Raw genomic sequence first — 16,172 nt, forward strand, 5'->3', positions numbered from 1 at the left:
ATCGCGGCGGCCCAAACCGCGAAGATTGCCAGCAAGGACGGTGCAGCGCATCGCGCGTAACCGGTACCCATCCATCGAAGTCTTCCGATCGAGGAACGAAATCATGAGCAAGCTGGCAGGCAAGGTCGCAATCGTCACGGGCGCATCCAAGGGCATCGGCGCAGCAATCGCCAAGGCGCTGGCCGCCGAAGGCGCGTCGGTCGTCGTCAACTACGCGAGCAGCAAGGCCGGCGCCGACGCGGTCGTCGGCGCGATCGTCGAGGCGGGCGGGCGCGCGGTCGCCGTCGGCGGCGACGTGTCGAAGGGCGCGGATGCGCAGCGCATCGTCGACACCGCGATCGAGACCTATGGCCGTCTCGACGTGCTGGTCAACAACTCCGGCGTCTACGAATTCGCGCCGATCGAAGCGATCACCGAAGCGCACTATCGCCGGCAGTTCGACACCAACGTGTTCGGCCTGCTGCTGACGACGCAGGCGGCCGTCAAGCATCTCGGCGAAGGCGCGAGCATCATCAACATCAGCTCGGTCGTGACGAGCATCACGCCGCCGGCGAGCGCCGTGTACAGCGGCACCAAGGGCGCGGTCGACGCGATCACCGGCGTGCTCGCGCTCGAACTCGGCGCGCGCAAGATCCGCGTGAACGCGATCAACCCGGGGATGATCGTGACCGAGGGCACGCATGCCGCGGGCATCACCGGTTCCGATCTCGAAGCACAGGTGCTCAGCCAGACGCCGCTCGGCCGCCTCGGCGAGCCGAACGACATCGCCTCGGTCGCCGTGTTCCTCGCGTCGGACGATGCGCGCTGGATGACCGGCGAGCACGTCGTGGTGAGCGGCGGGTTGAACTGACCGGCGCGCGGGATCGCGCGAACGGTGCGCGTGCGCCGTTCGCGCCGTTATGCGTCGACGCGCACCGTGATGCGCGCATCGCCAGCGCGGTCGCGCCGACGTGCCGCCGCAAACATTCGACGACGCGCGAGTTCGCCGATTCGACGCGCGACGGCCGCATTGAAGTGCGGCAGCGCCGGGCTCGACGCATCGTCGTCGAACGTGTGCGATGCGAGGCGAAAGCGGGGCGTCGCCATGACGGCTCCGTAGCATTGCCGGCTGCGCAGGCTCATGCGCATGCGCATGCCGGGCGTCCCATCGTCACGGGCCGCCCAGCCCACGTTCCATTCACTGCTCGGACGTTTCCGCACGTCAGCGCTTCGGCGCCGCATCGAGCATCCACTCGTGCGCGGGATCGTTCTTGAACGCCCATGCGCGGCTCGGGCCGGCCATCACGTTCAGGTAGTACAGGTTGTAGCCGTGCGGCGCGACCACCGGGTGATAGCCGCGCGGCACCATCACCACGTCGTGGTTCTCCACCACGCAGGCCTCGTCGAGGCTGCGATCGTCGGTGTACACGCGCTGGAACGCGAAGCCTTGCGGCGGATCGATCCGGTGGTAATAGGTTTCCTCGAGCGAGGTCTCGTCGGGCGCCGCGTCGCGATCGTGCTTGTGCGGCGGGTAGCTGCTCGAATGGCTCGCGGGCGTGACCACCTCGACGACGAGCAGGCGGTCCGCCGCCGGGTTGTCGCCCATCAGGATGTCGCACACGTAGCGCGTGTTGGTGCCTTGCCCGCGCACCGCGCGGCGCATCCGTTCGCCGTCGAGCCGCTGCACCTGCTTGTCGCCGCTCACGCACGGCGCGGTGCACAGCGCGACTTCCGCGTCGCGCGTCGCGACCAGCGTGACGGTCTTGCCGCCGGGCACGTACAGCGCGTCCGGCGACACGTCGTCGAACACGCTGTCGCGCTTGCCGAGCGCGTCGTACGTGTGGCCGTCGACCTCGGCGCGCACCGTGCCGGTCAGCACGACGACGCACAGCTCGCGCGCGCCGGTGTCGAGCGTTTCGGTGTCGCCGGCGCGCAGGCGCAGCGCGCGAAAGCCGACGTGCTGCCAGCCGGCTGACTCCGGCGTCACGTTGCAGATTTCGCGCTCGGGCGACGCCTTGACCAGCAGGGGAGAAATCGTCATGGAGTGGTCCTCGTTCAGATGACGGTGCGCGTCGTACGGGAGCGCTCAGGCGCTCAGCCGTTCGACGATCGCGCGCAGCGTGTCGTAACCCTTCTTCGCATACTGATAGCTCGGCGCGACGGCCGGATCCTGCTCGGCCTCGACCACCAGCCAGCCTTCGTAGCCGGCGTCCCGCAGCGTGCGCAGCGTCGCCTCGTAATCGAGCGCGCCGTCGCCCGGCACCGTGAAGGTGCCGTTGATCACCCCGTTCAGGAAGCTCCAGCCGCCGTTGCGCGCCTGCGTGACGACCTGCGGCCGCACGTCCTTGCAGTGCACGTGCACGACGCGCGCGACGTGCTTCTTCAGCAGCGCGACGGGATCTGCCGCGCCGCCGAAGTACGCGTGGCCGGTGTCGAACAGCAGGAACACCTTGGCTGGATCGGTCAGCGCCATCAGGCGGTCGACGTCGGCCGGCGATTCGACGTACGCGCCCATATGGTGGTGGTACGCGAGCTTGATGCCGTAGGTGTCGAGCAGGTGTGCGCCGAACGCGTCGAGCCGGGCCGCATAGCGCTGCCACGCTTCGTCGTCGACGAAGCGCGGCCGCTTCGCGACCGGCGTGTCGATGCGGCCCTGGATCGTGCCCGCGCATTCGCCGTAGACGACCACCTTCACGTCGTTGTGCTGCAGCTTCGTCAGGTGCGCGCGGCAGCGCTCGATCTCGGCGGCGAGCGCATCGGCATCGGTCATGCCCGGCGCGACTTCCGCGAGGAATCCGGAATACCAGCCCGACACGCACACGAGGCCGAATTCCGCGAGCTTCGCCTTCAGCTCGGGGCCGGTCTTCGGAAACTTGTTGCCGAGCTCGAAGCCCGCATAGCCGATCTCGGCGCCTTCCTTCAGCGCCGTCTCGAGCGGCGTCTCGCCGCCGAGCGACGGCAGGTCGTCGTTCATCCACGACAGGGGATTGATACCGATGCGAACGTTCCAGCTCATCACGTGCGTTCCTGGGTTAGAAGGTCGAACAGGGGTTTCACCGTTGCAGGCGAGGCGACGTCAGCGCCGCTGCCGGGTTTTCGCGTCGAGATACATACGGTGCGCGCGTTCGACGCCGTCGCGGGCGGACACCTGCGGCACCGCGACTTCCCACCATGCGCCGCCGTCGGCGGTCGTGCGCGCGTGCGTCGTGTCGATCACCAGCACCTGGCTCGTCCTCGCCGCGCGCGCCCGCGTCAGTTCGCGGCGCAGCTCGGCCACGTCGCGCACGTGCACGGCTTCGGCGCCCATCGCACGCGCATGCATCGCGAAGTCGATCGTCGAGCGCGCGCCGCCTTCCGGCACGCAGTCGTCGAGCATGTTGTTGAAGCTCGCGCCGCCGCAGCTCAGCTGCAGCCGCTCGATGCAGCCGTAGCCGCGGTTGTCGAGGATCACGACGATGATCTTGCGGCCTAGCATCACCGACGTCGCGAGTTCCGCGTTGAGCATCATGTACGAGCCGTCGCCGACGATCACGATCACTTCGCGCTCGGGCCGCGCGAGCTTCGCGCCGAGGCCGCCGGCGATTTCGTAGCCCATGCACGAGTACGCGTAGTCCATGTGATAGTTGCCCGGCACGCCGCTGCGCCACAGCTTGTGCAGCTCGGCCGGCAGCGTGCCGGCCGCGCACACGACCAGATCGTCGCGCGCGCTGTCGCGTCCGGCGTCCGCCGCCGAATCGCGGACCGCGCCGATCACCTCCGCGTCGTACGGCAGCGTGTCCTGCGGCACGTGCGTGGTCAGCTCGGTCACGCGCGCGTTCCACGCGGCCGCGTGGTCGCGGTTCGTGGCGGTCCAGCCCGCGTCGGCGCGCCAGCCCGCGAGCGCCGCCGACACCTGGCCGAGGCCCGTGCGCGCATCGGCGATCAGCTGCCGGCCGCGTTTCTTGCCCGCGTCGAACGGCTGCACGTTCAGGCTCAGCAGCGTCGCGTCGCCGAACAGTGCATGCGAGCCGGTGGTGAAGTCCTGCAGGCGCGTGCCGACCGCGAACACCACGTCGGCCTGCGCGGCCGCGCGGTTGGCGGCGGGCGAGCCCGTCACGCCGATCGCGCCGAGATTCAGCGGATGGTCCCACGCGAGGCTGCCCTTGCCGGCCTGCGATTCGGCGACCGGCACGCCGTGCGTCTCGGCGAACGTGCGCAGCGCGTCCCATGCCTGGCTGTACAGCACGCCGCCGCCGGCGACGATCAGCGGCCTTTGCGCAGCCTTCAGCACGTCGAGCGCATCGGCGAGCTCGAGCGCGTCGGCCGGCGGCCGGCGCATCCGGATCAGCGGCGGCGCGAAGAAATCTGCGGGCCAGTCGTAGGCGAAGGTCTGCACGTCCTGCGGCAACGCGAGGCACACGGGGCCGCACTGCGCGGGGTCGGTCATCACCTGGATCGCGCGCGGCAGCGCGACGAGCAGCTGCTCGGGCGACGTGATGCGGTCGAAGTAGCGCGTGACCGGCCGGAAGCAGTCGTTCGCGCTGACGTCGCCCTGTTCGAAGTCTTCGACCTGCTGCAGCACCGGGTCGGGCAGCCGCGACACGAACACGTCGCCGGGCAGTAGCAGCAGCGGCAGGCGGCCGACGTGCGCGAGCGCCGCCGACGTCAGCATGTTGGTTGCGCCGGGGCCGATGCTCGACGTCGCGGCCATCATCCGCTGCCGGAAGTTCGCTTTCGCGAACGCGACGGCCGCGTTCGCCATCCCTTGCTCGTTGTGCGCGCGCAGCGTGGGCAGGCGGTCCTTCTCGGCATGCAGCGCTTCGCCGAGCCCGGCCACGTTGCCGTGCCCGAAGATCGCGAACACGCCGCCGCAGTACGGCAGGACGTCGGTGCGGCCGTCCGGCTGGACGACTTCGGCTTGCAGGGCGGCCAGGTAGCGCACGAGCGCCTGGCTGACGGTCAGTCTCACGGTGGTGGTCATCGTCTGTCGATCGGAAGAGTCGGTGAAGTCGGCAAAGTCGGTGAAGTCGCTGAACTCGGTGCAGGGATCGCGCGCACGGCCGGTGCGCTCACGCTGCGGCGGCGCGCGCGGGGTCGCGGCGGCCGAGCCACGCGTCGACGAGCTGCGCGAAATTGGCGGCGACTTCGTCGATCAGCGCGCGGTCGTCGATGCGGCCGGCGAGCCACGCCAGCGACGCGTCGACCCACAGCGAACGCCCGACCATGAAGCCCTTGACGATCGGGTTGGTCGCCGAGCGGAAGCTGTCGACCAGATACTGCAGCGGCTGGTTCAGCCCGAGGATCACCGCGCCGCGGCAATAGCGGTCGCGCTCGGCGACGAGCGACTCGAGCCGCGCCCAGCCGTCGGCGCTCATCGGCGCGAGCTTCCACCATTCGGGCATCACGCCGAGGTTGTAGAAGCGCGCGACGGTGCGCAGCACGGCGTCGTCCTCGGTGCCGGGCGGCGTCACCGCACGCGGCGGAATGATCTCGAGCAGCAGCTCGTTGCCGCTCGCGCGCGTGGCTTCCCACAGCTCGAGGACGCGCTGCTCCTGCGCGACGCGCAGGTCGACGTCGTCGTCGGGGTGATAGTGGACGAGGCACTTGACGACCTGTTCGGTCGGCCAGTGCGTGAGCGTCGAACCGACCGAGCGCGTGTCGTCGAAGCACAGCGGCCGCGAGCCCGGCAGCTCGACCGGGCGGCCGACCCACCAGCCGCGGCCGGTGGCCGCCGCGAGCGCATCGCGCCCGTATGCGCCGCCGTCGATCAGCACGCCGACGTGACCCTCGATGTGGCGCTCGCGCTCGACCTGCTCGGCCGCGCGTACCAGCAGGCGCTTGAGCGTCTTGATCCGCGCCTCGTCCGCGCCAGCCTGCACGGCCAGCTCGTAGAACTGGCTGCGATGGTCGAACGCCATCACGCACAGGTCGTCCCAGTCGCGACGCGGCACCGTCACGCGATGCAGATGCGCGAGCGTGCGATCGGCGTCCACCTGCGGATTGCGGCTGCCGCCGAACCAGTGCGCGAGTTCGGCCGGCGTCGGCATCGCGGCGGAGCACGCGTGGCGCGACACCACGATCGCGCCGCACGCGTTCGCGATGCGCGTGGCTTCCGCCCAGTCGCGGCCGCGCAGCAGCCCGGACAGCAAGCCGGACAGGAACGCATCGCCCGCGCCGAGCACGTTCAGCACCTCGACGCGCTCGCCGTGGAAGGTCGGCGCATCGTCGATCCGCGCGGGAACGTCGCCGTCGATCACGCAGCAGCCGAGCGCGCCGCGCTTGACCACCAGCACCGCGCCGCTCGCGCGCCGCACGGCCTCGAGCGACGCGATCAGGTCGCCCGGCGCGCCGCCCGCGATCAGGAATTCCTCTTCGGTGCCGACCAGCAGATCGAATTCGCCGAGCACCTGCTGCAGCTGCCGCGTGACCTGCGCGTCGGGCACGTAGCGGTTCTCGCCCGCGCCGCGCGCGGTCAGCCCCCACAGCACCGGCCGATAGTCGATGTCGAGAATCCGCACGACGCCGTGGCGGCGCGCGTAGCCGAGCGCGGTCAGCGACGCCTCGCGGGTCGCCGGCGTCGACAGATGCGTGCCGGTGATCGCGAGCGCGCGGCAGCGGGCGATGAAGCCCTCGTCGATCTCGTCGGCGCGCACGGCCATGTCCGCGCAGTTCTCGCGCACGAACAGCAGCGGGAACGTGTCGCGATCCTTCAGGCCGAGCAGCACCAGCGCGGTGAGGCGCTCCGGATCGGTCTGCAGCTGGCTCGTGTCGCAGCCCTCGCGCTCGAGCGTCTCGCGCACGAAGCGGCCCATCTGCTCGTCGCCGACGCGCGAGATCATCGCGGTCTTCAGCCCGAGGCGGGCGACGCCGAACGCGACGTTGCCCGACGAGCCGCCGAGGTACATCTGGAAGCTGCGCGCGTCCTCGAGGCGGCTGCCGTACTGCTGCGCGTAGAGGTCCACGGCCACGCGGCCGAGGCAGGCGAGATCGATGGGGCGGTCAGTCGGAAAGTTCAACGGGCTCATATCACGTATCACGCTCGCGGCCGGCGCGCGACGCGGCCGGCTGTTGGGGGATCGATCGGGCGACGATGCTCGGCCGCCTGCACGGCCCGGCGCGAACGCGCCTGCCGCAACGAATCGGGCTACGGAACGGAGTCTAGACTTTTTGGAAATCCTGTTCCCTAGGTGAAATCACGTAGAAATAAATTTCCAAATTCGCGACGAAGTGATCTACAGTTTCATCCGGATGCTTCAGTCCCGATCGGACCAGATCGGACTCGGCCCGGCGGCGCGCAACGCGCCGTCTTCCGCCCCCGGAGATGAGGAGACAGAGTGATCATGAAGACCAAGCTGATGGCCGCCGCGGCCGCCGCGATCCTGGCGATGCCGCTCGCGCATGCCGAGAAGATCGGCGTGACGATGGCATCGTTCGACGACACGTTCCTGACGATCCTGCGCAACAGTATCAGCGACGCGGCGAAGAAGGACGGCGCGACGGTGCAGATCGAGGACGGCGGCAACGACGTCGGCAAGCAGTTGAGTCAGGTGCAGAACATGATCGCGCAGAAGGTCGACGCGATCATCGTGAACGCGGTCGACACCGACGCGACGCCGAAGATCACCAAGATGGTGACGGCCGCGAAGATCCCGCTCGTCTACGTGAACCGCAAGCCGGTCGACTTCGACAAGCTGCCGGCCGGCGTCGCGGTGGTCGCGTCCGACGAGAAGCAGTCGGGCACGCTGCAGGCGCGCCAGGTGTGCAAGCTGCTCGGCGGCAAGGGCGACATCCTGGTGCTGATGGGCGAGCTGTCCAACGAGTCGGCGCGCGCGCGCACCAAGGACATCGAGGACGTGATCGCGACGAAGGAATGCGCCGGCATGAAGATCGTCGACAAGCGCGAAGGCAAGTGGAGCCGCACGCAGGGCCAGGACATCACGATGAACTGGCTGAGCTCCGGCGCGAAGTTCGATGCGATCGTGTCGAACAACGACGAGATGGCGATCGGCGCGATCAACGCGCTGAAGGCCGCGCGCAAGCTGACGCCGAAGACGGTCGTCGCGGGCATCGACGCGACGCCCGACGGGCTCGCCGCGATGAAGAGCGGCGACCTGAAGGTGTCGGTGTACCAGAACGCGGCCGGGCAGGGCGCGCAGGCGGTGGCCGCCGCGCTCAAGCTCGCGAAGAAGCAGCCGGTCGAGCGCTTCGTGAACGTGCCGTTCGAGCTGGTCACCCCCGAGAACATGAGCCAGTACGCGAAGCACTGACCGGTTTTTCCGCTGAATTGCGCGTGCCCGGCCGGTCCGGGCGCGCGTGCGACTTGCGAGGAACGTCCATGTTTACTGCCAGGATGGCGCGCTCGATGGCCAGCGAAAGCGCGCCGGCCGCGTCGGCGCCCGCATCGGCCGGGCCCGTTGCGGCCGCGTCCGACTGCCTGCTCGAAGTGCGCGGCGTCGGCAAGTCCTTTCCCGGCGTCGTCGCGCTCGACGGCGTGCAGTTCCGCGTGCGGCGCGGCACCGTGCATGCGCTGATGGGCGAGAACGGCGCGGGCAAGTCGACGCTGATGAAGATCATCGCCGGCGTCTACACGCCCGACCGCGGCGAGATCCTGATCGACGGCGAGCCGGTCGTGCTGAACGGGCCGCTCGATGCGCTCGAGCGCGGCATCGCGATGATCCATCAGGAACTGAACCTGATGCCGTACATGACGGTCGCGGAGAACATCTGGATCCGCCGTGAACCGAAGAACCGCTTCGGCCTGATCGATCACGCGGAGCTGCGCCGCCGCACGGCCGCGCTGTTCGAGCGGCTGTCGATCGACATCGACCCGGAAGCCGACGTGCGCACGCTGACCGTCGCGAGCCGGCAGATGGTGGAGATCGCGAAGGCCGTATCGTTCGACTCGGACGTGCTGATCATGGACGAGCCGACCTCCGCGCTGACCGACAAGGAGGTCACACACCTGTTCCGGATCATTCGGCAGCTGCGCGAGCAGGGCAAGGGCATCGTCTACATCACGCACAAGATGAACGAGCTGTTCGAGATCGCCGACGAGTTCTCGGTGTTCCGCGACGGCCGCTACATCGGCACGCACGCGTCGAGCGACGTCACGCGCGACGACATCATCAGGATGATGGTCGGCCGCGAGATCACGCAGATGTTTCCGAAGGAGACGGTGCCGATCGGCGACGTCGTGCTCGCGGTGAAGAACCTCGGCGTCGACGGCGTGTTCGGCGACGTCAGCTTCGAGCTGCGCGCGGGCGAGATTCTCGGCGTCGCGGGGCTGGTCGGCTCGGGCCGCTCGAACGTCGCCGAGGCGCTGTTCGGCGTCGTGCCGGCGACCTCCGGCGAGATCCTGATCGACGGCAAGCCGGTGCGCATCGCGACGCCCGCGCAGGCGATGAAGCACGGCATGGCGTTTCTCACCGAGGATCGCAAGGACAGCGGCTGCTTCCTCAATCTCGACCTGCTCGCGAACATGGAGGCGGCGGTGCTCAGCAACCGCTACGTGAAGTTCAATTTCGTGCAGCAGGCGCAACTGCGGCGCGATTGCGAGGCAATGAGCCGGATGCTGCGCGTGAAGGCGCCGGGGCTGCACGAGGAGATCCAGAACCTGTCGGGCGGCAACCAGCAGAAGGTGCTGATCGGCCGCTGGCTGTTGACGCAGCCGCGCATCCTGATCCTCGACGAGCCGACGCGCGGCATCGACGTCGGCGCGAAGGCCGAGATTCACCGGCTCGTCAGCGCGCTCGCCGCGAAGGGCGTCGCCGTGCTGATGATCTCGTCGGAAATGCCGGAGGTGCTCGGCATGAGCGATCGCGTGATGGTGATGCACGAAGGCCGGATGACCGGCATCGTCGAACGCAAGGACGCCGACCAGGTCCGCATCATGGACCTCGCGTCGCGCTGACCTGCAACCAAGCATGGAGACAAACAGATGGGCAACCTGAATCCGGTCGCGGACGCGCAGTCCATGACGATCAAGACGCGGCACGCGAAGTGGCCGCCCGAGCTGAGCATCTTCCTGGTGCTGGTGGGCATCAGCCTGTTCTTCGAGGTGATCGGCTGGCTCGTCGTCGGCCAGAGCTTCCTGTTCAACGCCGAGCGGCTCGAGATCATCGTGCTGCAGATGGCCGTGATCGGCATCATCGCGGTCGGCGTGAACCTCGTGATCATCACGAGCGGGATCGACCTGTCGTCGGGCTCGGTGGTCGCCGCGGCGGCCGTCGTGTCGGCGAGCCTCGCGCAGGTGTCGGACTTTCCGCGCGCCGTGTTCCCGCACCTCACCGACCTGCCGATCATCTGGCCGGTGCTCGCCGGCGTGTGCGTGGGGCTGCTGGTCGGCCTGCTGAACGGCTCGCTGATCGCGCTGACCGGCATCCCGCCGTTCATCGCGACGCTCGGCACGATGGTCGCCGCGCGCGGCTTCGCGAAGTGGTTCACCAACGGGATGCCCGTGTCGATGCTGACCGACCAGTTCGCGGCGATCGGCGCGGGCGCGAACCCGGTGATCATCTTCGTCGTGGTGGCCGCGATCTTCCACGTCGTGCTGCGCTACACGCGCTTCGGCAAGTACACGTATGCGATCGGCGCGAACCGCCACGCGGCCGTCGTGTCGGGCATCAACGTGACGCGCCATCTGGTGTTCGTCTATGCGATCGCGGGGCTGCTGAGCGGCATCGCCGGTACGGTGACGGCCGCGCGGGCGATCTCCGGGCAGTCGGGCATGGGCGTGATGTACGAGCTGGACGCGATCGCGGCCGTCGTGATCGGCGGCACGTCGCTGTCGGGCGGCCTCGGCCGCGTGACGGGCACCGTGATCGGCGTGCTGATCCTCGGCGTGATGACGTCGGGCTTCACGTTCATCCGCATCGACGCGTACTACCAGGAGATGGTGAAGGGGGCGATCATCGTCGCGGCCGTGATCGCCGACCAGTATCGCAACAAGAAGTCGCGCCGCTGAACGGCGGCATGCGAGGCCGCATGCGTGCGGCGCGCCGCGCAACGGCTTCGGCGCGGCGCGCAGATCGACGATCGAACCGGCGCGGCACGGGCCGCGCCGTTGAACAACGATAGACCGGAGATAACAGGATGACCTTGCAAATCGGCGTGATCGGCTGCGGCGCGATCGGCCAGGACCATATCCGCCGGCTCACGCGCACGCTGTCCGGCGCGCGCGTGGTTGCCGTCAACGACATCGACCCGCAACAGGCGCGCGACGCCGTGACGAAGTACGGGCTCGACGCGGAGATCTACGGCGACGGTCACGACGTCGTCGCGGCCGCGGACGTGCAGGCGCTGCTCGTCACGTCGTGGGGGCCGACGCACGAGGCGTTCGTGCTCGACGCGATCGCGCACGGCAAGCCGGTGTTCTGCGAGAAGCCGCTCGCGGTGACGGCCGACGGCTGCATGCGCATCGTCGAAGCCGAAGTCGCGCACGGCAAGCGGCTCGTGCAGGTCGGCTTCATGCGGCCTTACGACGAAGGCTATCGCGCGCTCAAGCGCGTGATCGACAGCGGCGAGATCGGCGCGCCGCTGATGCTGCATTGCGCGCATCGCAACCAGTCGGTCGGCGAGCGCTATACCACCGACATGGCGATCACCGACACGCTGATCCACGAACTCGACGTGCTGCGCTGGCTGCTCGGCGAGGACTACGCGAGCGCGCAGGTCGTCTACCCGAAGAAGACGCGTCACGCGAGCGCGCATCTCGCCGATCCGCAGATCGTGCTGCTCGAAACCGTGAGCGGCGTGCGCATCGACGTCGAGATCTTCGTGAACTGCCAGTACGGCTACGACATCCAGTGCGAGGTGGTCGGCGAAAACGGCATCGCGAAGCTGCCCGATCCGCCGGCCGTCGGGCTCAAGCATGCGGCGCGGCAGTCGGTCGAGATCATGACCGACTGGAAGGAGCGCTTCATCGCGTCATACGACGTCGAGCTGCAGGCGTTCATCGACGGCGTGCGCGCAGGCGCGCTCACGGGGCCGTCCGCGTGGGACGGCTACGCGGCCGCGGTCGCGGCCGATGCGTGCGTGCGCGCGCAACGCAGCGCGGCGGTCGAGCCGATCGCGATGGCCGAGCGGCCGGCGTTTTATCGCGGCTGAGCGGTGGGGCGGCGCGGGCGTGACGGAGTGAGCGGCGTGCTGCCGCTGCGTCGATGTCGATGCAGACGTTGACGCGAGCGACTCGCGCCCGCAGTGTCGCGCCCGGCTCACCGCGCTTCAGCACAAGAACACGAACAGGAACACGACAATCATGATCGACGGACAGCTTGTGCTCGGCCATTCGATCCGCTGGGGCATGGTCGGCGGCGGGCTCGGCAGCCAGATCGGCTATAGCCACCGGTCGGCGGCGCTGCGCGACGGCAGCTTTCAACTGGTTGCGGGCGCATTCGATCTCGACGCGGCACGCGGCCGGCAGTTCGGCGTGAAGCTCGGCGTCGCGGCCGAGCGCTGCTATCCGGACTACCGGACGATGTTCGACGCGGAAGCGCAGCGCGCCGACGGCATCCGCGCGGTGTCGATCGCGACGCCGAACAACACGCACTTCGAGATCTGCCGGGCCGCGCTGAACGCGGGGCTGCACGTGGTCTGCGAGAAGCCGCTGTGCTTCACGACCGACGAGGCGCAGGCGCTGCAGCGGCTGTCGGTCGAGCGCAACCGGATCGTCGGCGTCGCGTACGGCTATGCCGGCTACCAGATGATCGAGCAGGCGCGCGAGATGATTGCGCGCGGCGATCTCGGCGAGATCCGCATCGTGCAGATGCAGTTCGCGCACGGCTTTCACAGCGACGGCGTCGAAGCGGCGAGCGCGGCCGCGCGCTGGCGCGTCAACCCGAAGTTCGCCGGGCCGAGCTACGTGCTCGGCGACATCGGCACGCATCCGCTGTACCTGTCCGAAGTGATGGCGCCTGAGCTGAAGATTCGCCGGCTGATGTGTTCGCGGCAGAGCTTCGTGAAGAGCCGCGCGCCGCTCGAGGACAACGCGTTCACACTCATGGAGTACGACACCGGCGCGATCGGCTACGTGTGGTCGAGCGCGGTGAACGCGGGCTCGATGCACGGGCAGAAGGTGCGCGTGATCGGCTCGAAGGCGAGCGTCGAATGGTGGGACGAGCATCCGAACCAGTTGCGCTATGAAGTCCAGGGGCAGCCGGCGCAGCTGCTCGATCGTGCAATGGGCTATCTGCATCCGCACGCGTTACGCGAAGACCGCATCGGCGCCGGGCACCCCGAAGGGCTGTTCGATGCGTGGTCGAACCTGTATGCGCGTTTCGCGCTCGGGATGGACGCGACCGATCGCGGCGATGCGCAGACGTTGCGGCAGATTCGTTTTCCGGACGTCCATGCGGGCGTCGAAGGCGTGCGGTGGGTCGAGAACTGCGTGCGCTCCGCCGACGCGGGCGGCGTGTGGGTCGACTATCGTTGAGCGGGGGCTTGTGCTGTCCGTGCAGGCGGCAGGTCGGTAAACGCCCCGATCTTTACGCGCTGGCGCTGGCGTTGGACAATCGTTTCGAACGACGCCGCCGGTCGCAGGCAGCAGACGATCGAGCGCGTGGGAGCGGGCGTGCGGCGCGGCCCGTGCCGCAAACGTGATTAAATTCGCCCTTCATGCAGGTATTCAGTGAAGCCCCGGGCCGCGTGCGCAAGCCGCGCATCGGGGCCGTCAACTTCGCGCCATCCGATGACTTCATCCGAGAAACCTCCCGCCACCGTCGAGCAGTTCATGCAGCATCTGACGCAGGAATACGACGGCCTCAGCAATCGCCTGAAGGCGATCGCGCGTCATGTGGAAACGCATCGGGACCAGCTTGGGCTCGAAGGCATCCAGTCGCTTGCGCAGGCGTGCGGCGTGCAGCCGTCGGCCGTCGTGCGCTTCGCGAAGCACTTCGGCTTCTCCGGCTTCTCCGAGATGCAGCGGCTGTTTCGCGAGGGGCTCGCGCAGCAGATCGCGCCGGGCCGCGCGTACAACCTGCGCGTGCGCGACGTGATCGAATCGGGCTCGTCGAGCCTGCAGCCCGAGCAGATCGCCGACGAGTTCATCAAGGGCAGCATTGCCGGGATGCAGCAGCTGCGGCAGACGCTCGATCCGCAGGCGCTCGCGCAGGCCGTCGAGCTGCTCGCCGACACGCAGGCGATCTGGATCGCCGGCTCGCGCCGCGCGTTTCCGATCGCCGTCTATCTCGACTACGCGCTGCAGCACACCGACAAGCGCATCGGGCTGTTCAGCGCGCTCGGCAGCATGCATCTCGGCCAGATCCGCTCGGTGCGCGAAGGCGACGTGATGATCGTGATCTCGTTCATGCCGTATGCGGAGGAGACGGTGCAAGTCGCCCAGGAGGCCGTCCAGCGCGGCGCGCGCGTGATCGCGATCACCGACAGCCGGATGAGCCCGCTCGCGCGCGACGCCGAGGTCACGCTGATGGTGCAGGACAGCGCGACGTTCGGCTTTCGCGCGCTGACCGCGACGATGGGCCTCGCCCAGAGCCTGTTCGTCGCGCTCGCGTACCGGCTCGAGCTGTCGTACCGGCCGACCGCCGACGGCGCGCACGGCACGAAGGCCGGTTGAGTCCGACTGCCGGTGCGCCGCGCGCCGTCCGCCGGACGCAGCGGCGGAGGGCGCACCGGCCGGCTTACTTCGCGGTCGGCATCGCGAATTCGGCGCCCTTGCCGATGCTCGACGCCCAGCGCTGCATCACCGACTTCTGGCGCGTATAGAAGCGCACGCCTTCTTCGCCATAAGCATGCATGTCGCCGAACAGGCTCTTCTTCCAGCCGCCGAAGCCGTGCCACGCCATCGGCACTGGAATCGGCACGTTGATGCCGACCATGCCGACCTGGATGCGCCGCGCGAATTCGCGCGCGATGCCGCCGTCGCTCGTGAAGCATGCGACGCCGTTGCCGAATTCGTGCGCGTTGATCAGGTCGACCGCCGCGCCGAAGTCCTTCACGCGCACGCAGCCGAGCACCGGCCCGAAGATCTCTTCCTTGTAGATGCGCATGTCGGGCGTCACGTGATCAAACAGCGTGCCGCCGGTGAAGAAGCCTTGCTCGCGGCCCGGCACGCGCAGCCCGCGGCCGTCGACCACCAGTTGCGCGCCTTCGCTGACGCCTTGCTCGATGTAGCCTTCGATGCGCTTGAGCGCTTCGCCGGTGACGATCGGGCCCATCTCGACTTCGGGCGACATGCCGTCGCCGATCACGAGCTTGCGCGCCCGCTCCGCGACGGCCGGCACGATCCGGTCGGCCACGTCGCCGACCAGCACCGCGATGCTGATCGCCATGCAGCGTTCGCCGGCCGAGCCGTAGGCGGCGCCGATCAGCGCGTCGACGGCCTGCTCGAGGTTCGCATCGGGCATCACGACGAGATGGTTCTTCGCGCCGCCGAGCGCCTGCACGCGCTTGCCCGACTGCACCGCGCGCTGCTGCACGTAGGCCGCGATCGGCGTCGAGCCGACGAAGCTGACGGCCTGCACGTCCGGATGATCGAGCAGCGCGTCGACCGCGCCCTTGTCGCCCTGCACGACGTTGAACACGCCGGCGGGCAGGCCGGCCTGGGTGAGCAGGTCGGCCATGAACAGCGCGGCCGACGGATCGCGTTCGCTCGGCTTCAGCACGAACGTGTTGCCCGTCGCGAGCGCGACCGGGAACATCCAGCACGGCACCATGCACGGGAAGTTGAACGGCGTGATGCCGGCGACCACGCCGAGCGGCTGGCGCATCGTCCAGTTGTCGATGCCGGTGCTGACCTGGTCGGTGAAGTCGCCCTTGAGCAACTGCGGCACGCCGCAGGCGAATTCGATGATGTCGATGCCGCGCGCGACTTCGCCCTGCGCATCGGAGAACACCTTGCCGTGCTCGGCCGTGATGATCGCCGCGAGCGTGTCGCGGTGCTCGTTCATCAGCTGCAGGAAGCGATGCAGCACGCGCGCGCGGCGGATCGGCGGCGTCGCGGCCCACTCCGGGAACGCGGCGTGGGCCGACGCGACGGCGCGCTGCACTTCGTCGCCGTCGGCGAGCGCGACGCGGCGCACGGCGCGGCCGAGCGCCGGATTGAGGACGTCCTGGAAGCGGCCGCTGCGGCCGGCGACGGGCGCGCCGTCGAGGTAGTGGCCGACGTCGGCGTCGGACGTGTAGGCGGGAACCGGGTTCATCGTGTCTCCTGGGGGATGGGGGTACGACGGCTAGTCTAGGCAAAGCGGCGGGGCGGGAGA

The 16,172-nt window shown here is 68.9% G+C and carries 13 protein-coding genes; 7 read left to right on the forward strand and 6 right to left on the reverse strand.

Annotation, left to right across the window (positions count from 1 at the left end; translation table 11 throughout):
- The first annotated feature begins 103 nt into the window (after positions 1-103).
- Positions 104-850, forward strand: a complete 747-nt coding sequence (locus MYA_RS06095) for a glucose 1-dehydrogenase (protein WP_011884441.1) — start codon at positions 104-106, stop codon at positions 848-850.
- A gap of 47 nt (positions 851-897) precedes the next feature.
- Here MYA_RS06095 and MYA_RS32080 read toward each other — a convergent pair whose 3' ends face one another.
- From MYA_RS32080 to MYA_RS06120, 5 genes are all read right to left on the reverse strand, one after another.
- Positions 898-1,086, reverse strand: coding sequence for a hypothetical protein (locus MYA_RS32080; RefSeq protein WP_014722867.1), 189 nt, complete (start codon positions 1,084-1,086; stop codon positions 898-900).
- A 115-nt stretch (positions 1,087-1,201) separates the two neighbouring features.
- Entirely contained in the window at positions 1,202-2,020 is an 819-nt protein-coding gene (iolB, locus tag MYA_RS06105; RefSeq protein ID WP_014722868.1) for a 5-deoxy-glucuronate isomerase, read from the reverse strand.
- Positions 2,021-2,065: 45 nt separating this feature from the next.
- Positions 2,066-2,995, reverse strand: a complete 930-nt coding sequence (gene iolE, locus MYA_RS06110; protein ID WP_014722869.1) for a myo-inosose-2 dehydratase — start codon at positions 2,993-2,995, stop codon at positions 2,066-2,068.
- 60 nt (positions 2,996-3,055) lie between these two features.
- The gene (gene iolD, locus MYA_RS06115) at positions 3,056-4,939 is read right to left on the reverse strand and encodes a 3D-(3,5/4)-trihydroxycyclohexane-1,2-dione acylhydrolase (decyclizing) (RefSeq protein WP_041493812.1); all 1,884 of its coding nucleotides are present in this window, start codon (positions 4,937-4,939) and stop codon (positions 3,056-3,058) included.
- A gap of 88 nt (positions 4,940-5,027) precedes the next feature.
- Positions 5,028-6,983, reverse strand: coding sequence for a bifunctional 5-dehydro-2-deoxygluconokinase/5-dehydro-2-deoxyphosphogluconate aldolase (locus MYA_RS06120; RefSeq protein ID WP_011884448.1), 1,956 nt, complete (start codon positions 6,981-6,983; stop codon positions 5,028-5,030).
- A gap of 315 nt (positions 6,984-7,298) precedes the next feature.
- On the opposite strand from MYA_RS06120, the gene MYA_RS06125 reads away from it, so the two are divergent.
- The 6 genes from MYA_RS06125 (at position 7,299) to MYA_RS06150 (ending at position 14,527) form a co-directional block, all read left to right on the forward strand.
- The gene (locus tag MYA_RS06125; RefSeq protein ID WP_011884459.1) at positions 7,299-8,225 is read left to right on the forward strand and encodes a sugar ABC transporter substrate-binding protein; all 927 of its coding nucleotides are present in this window, start codon (positions 7,299-7,301) and stop codon (positions 8,223-8,225) included.
- A gap of 68 nt (positions 8,226-8,293) precedes the next feature.
- Positions 8,294-9,868: a sugar ABC transporter ATP-binding protein gene (locus MYA_RS06130; protein ID WP_014722871.1), complete on the forward strand. Its 1,575-nt coding sequence runs from the start codon at positions 8,294-8,296 to the stop codon at positions 9,866-9,868.
- A 27-nt stretch (positions 9,869-9,895) separates the two neighbouring features.
- Positions 9,896-10,921 (forward strand): ABC transporter permease, encoded by a 1,026-nt coding sequence (locus MYA_RS06135; protein WP_014722872.1) that lies wholly within the window; start codon positions 9,896-9,898, stop codon positions 10,919-10,921.
- A 128-nt stretch (positions 10,922-11,049) separates the two neighbouring features.
- Positions 11,050-12,063 (forward strand): Gfo/Idh/MocA family protein, encoded by a 1,014-nt coding sequence (locus MYA_RS06140; protein WP_011884463.1) that lies wholly within the window; start codon positions 11,050-11,052, stop codon positions 12,061-12,063.
- Positions 12,064-12,214: 151 nt separating this feature from the next.
- The gene (locus tag MYA_RS06145) at positions 12,215-13,387 is read left to right on the forward strand and encodes a Gfo/Idh/MocA family protein (RefSeq protein ID WP_014722873.1); all 1,173 of its coding nucleotides are present in this window, start codon (positions 12,215-12,217) and stop codon (positions 13,385-13,387) included.
- A 255-nt stretch (positions 13,388-13,642) separates the two neighbouring features.
- Positions 13,643-14,527, forward strand: coding sequence for a MurR/RpiR family transcriptional regulator (locus tag MYA_RS06150; protein WP_014722874.1), 885 nt, complete (start codon positions 13,643-13,645; stop codon positions 14,525-14,527).
- Between the two features lie 64 nt (positions 14,528-14,591).
- Here MYA_RS06150 and MYA_RS06155 read toward each other — a convergent pair whose 3' ends face one another.
- The gene (locus tag MYA_RS06155) at positions 14,592-16,112 is read right to left on the reverse strand and encodes a CoA-acylating methylmalonate-semialdehyde dehydrogenase (RefSeq protein ID WP_011884470.1); all 1,521 of its coding nucleotides are present in this window, start codon (positions 16,110-16,112) and stop codon (positions 14,592-14,594) included.
- Positions 16,113-16,172 lie beyond the last annotated feature (60 nt).

Origin of the sequence: Burkholderia sp. KJ006 (assembly GCF_000262695.1) — a bacterium.
Classification (GTDB): Bacteria; Pseudomonadota; Gammaproteobacteria; order Burkholderiales; family Burkholderiaceae; genus Burkholderia; species Burkholderia vietnamiensis.

Excerpts from the sequence above, each read along its gene's own strand:
- MYA_RS06095 (WP_011884441.1), top strand. The coding sequence starts at position 104 with ATGAGCAAGCTGGCAGGCAAGGTCGCAATCGTCACGGGCGCATCCAAG.
- MYA_RS32080 (WP_014722867.1), bottom strand. The coding sequence starts at position 1,086 with ATGGCGACGCCCCGCTTTCGCCTCGCATCGCACACGTTCGACGACGAT.
- iolB (WP_014722868.1), bottom strand. The coding sequence starts at position 2,020 with ATGACGATTTCTCCCCTGCTGGTCAAGGCGTCGCCCGAGCGCGAAATC.
- iolE (WP_014722869.1), bottom strand. The coding sequence starts at position 2,995 with ATGAGCTGGAACGTTCGCATCGGTATCAATCCCCTGTCGTGGATGAAC.
- iolD (WP_041493812.1), bottom strand. The coding sequence starts at position 4,939 with ATGACCACCACCGTGAGACTGACCGTCAGCCAGGCGCTCGTGCGCTAC.
- MYA_RS06120 (WP_011884448.1), bottom strand. The coding sequence starts at position 6,983 with ATGAGCCCGTTGAACTTTCCGACTGACCGCCCCATCGATCTCGCCTGC.
- MYA_RS06125 (WP_011884459.1), top strand. The coding sequence starts at position 7,299 with ATGAAGACCAAGCTGATGGCCGCCGCGGCCGCCGCGATCCTGGCGATG.
- MYA_RS06130 (WP_014722871.1), top strand. The coding sequence starts at position 8,294 with ATGTTTACTGCCAGGATGGCGCGCTCGATGGCCAGCGAAAGCGCGCCG.
- MYA_RS06135 (WP_014722872.1), top strand. The coding sequence starts at position 9,896 with ATGGGCAACCTGAATCCGGTCGCGGACGCGCAGTCCATGACGATCAAG.
- MYA_RS06140 (WP_011884463.1), top strand. The coding sequence starts at position 11,050 with ATGACCTTGCAAATCGGCGTGATCGGCTGCGGCGCGATCGGCCAGGAC.
- MYA_RS06145 (WP_014722873.1), top strand. The coding sequence starts at position 12,215 with ATGATCGACGGACAGCTTGTGCTCGGCCATTCGATCCGCTGGGGCATG.
- MYA_RS06150 (WP_014722874.1), top strand. The coding sequence starts at position 13,643 with ATGACTTCATCCGAGAAACCTCCCGCCACCGTCGAGCAGTTCATGCAG.
- MYA_RS06155 (WP_011884470.1), bottom strand. The coding sequence starts at position 16,112 with ATGAACCCGGTTCCCGCCTACACGTCCGACGCCGACGTCGGCCACTAC.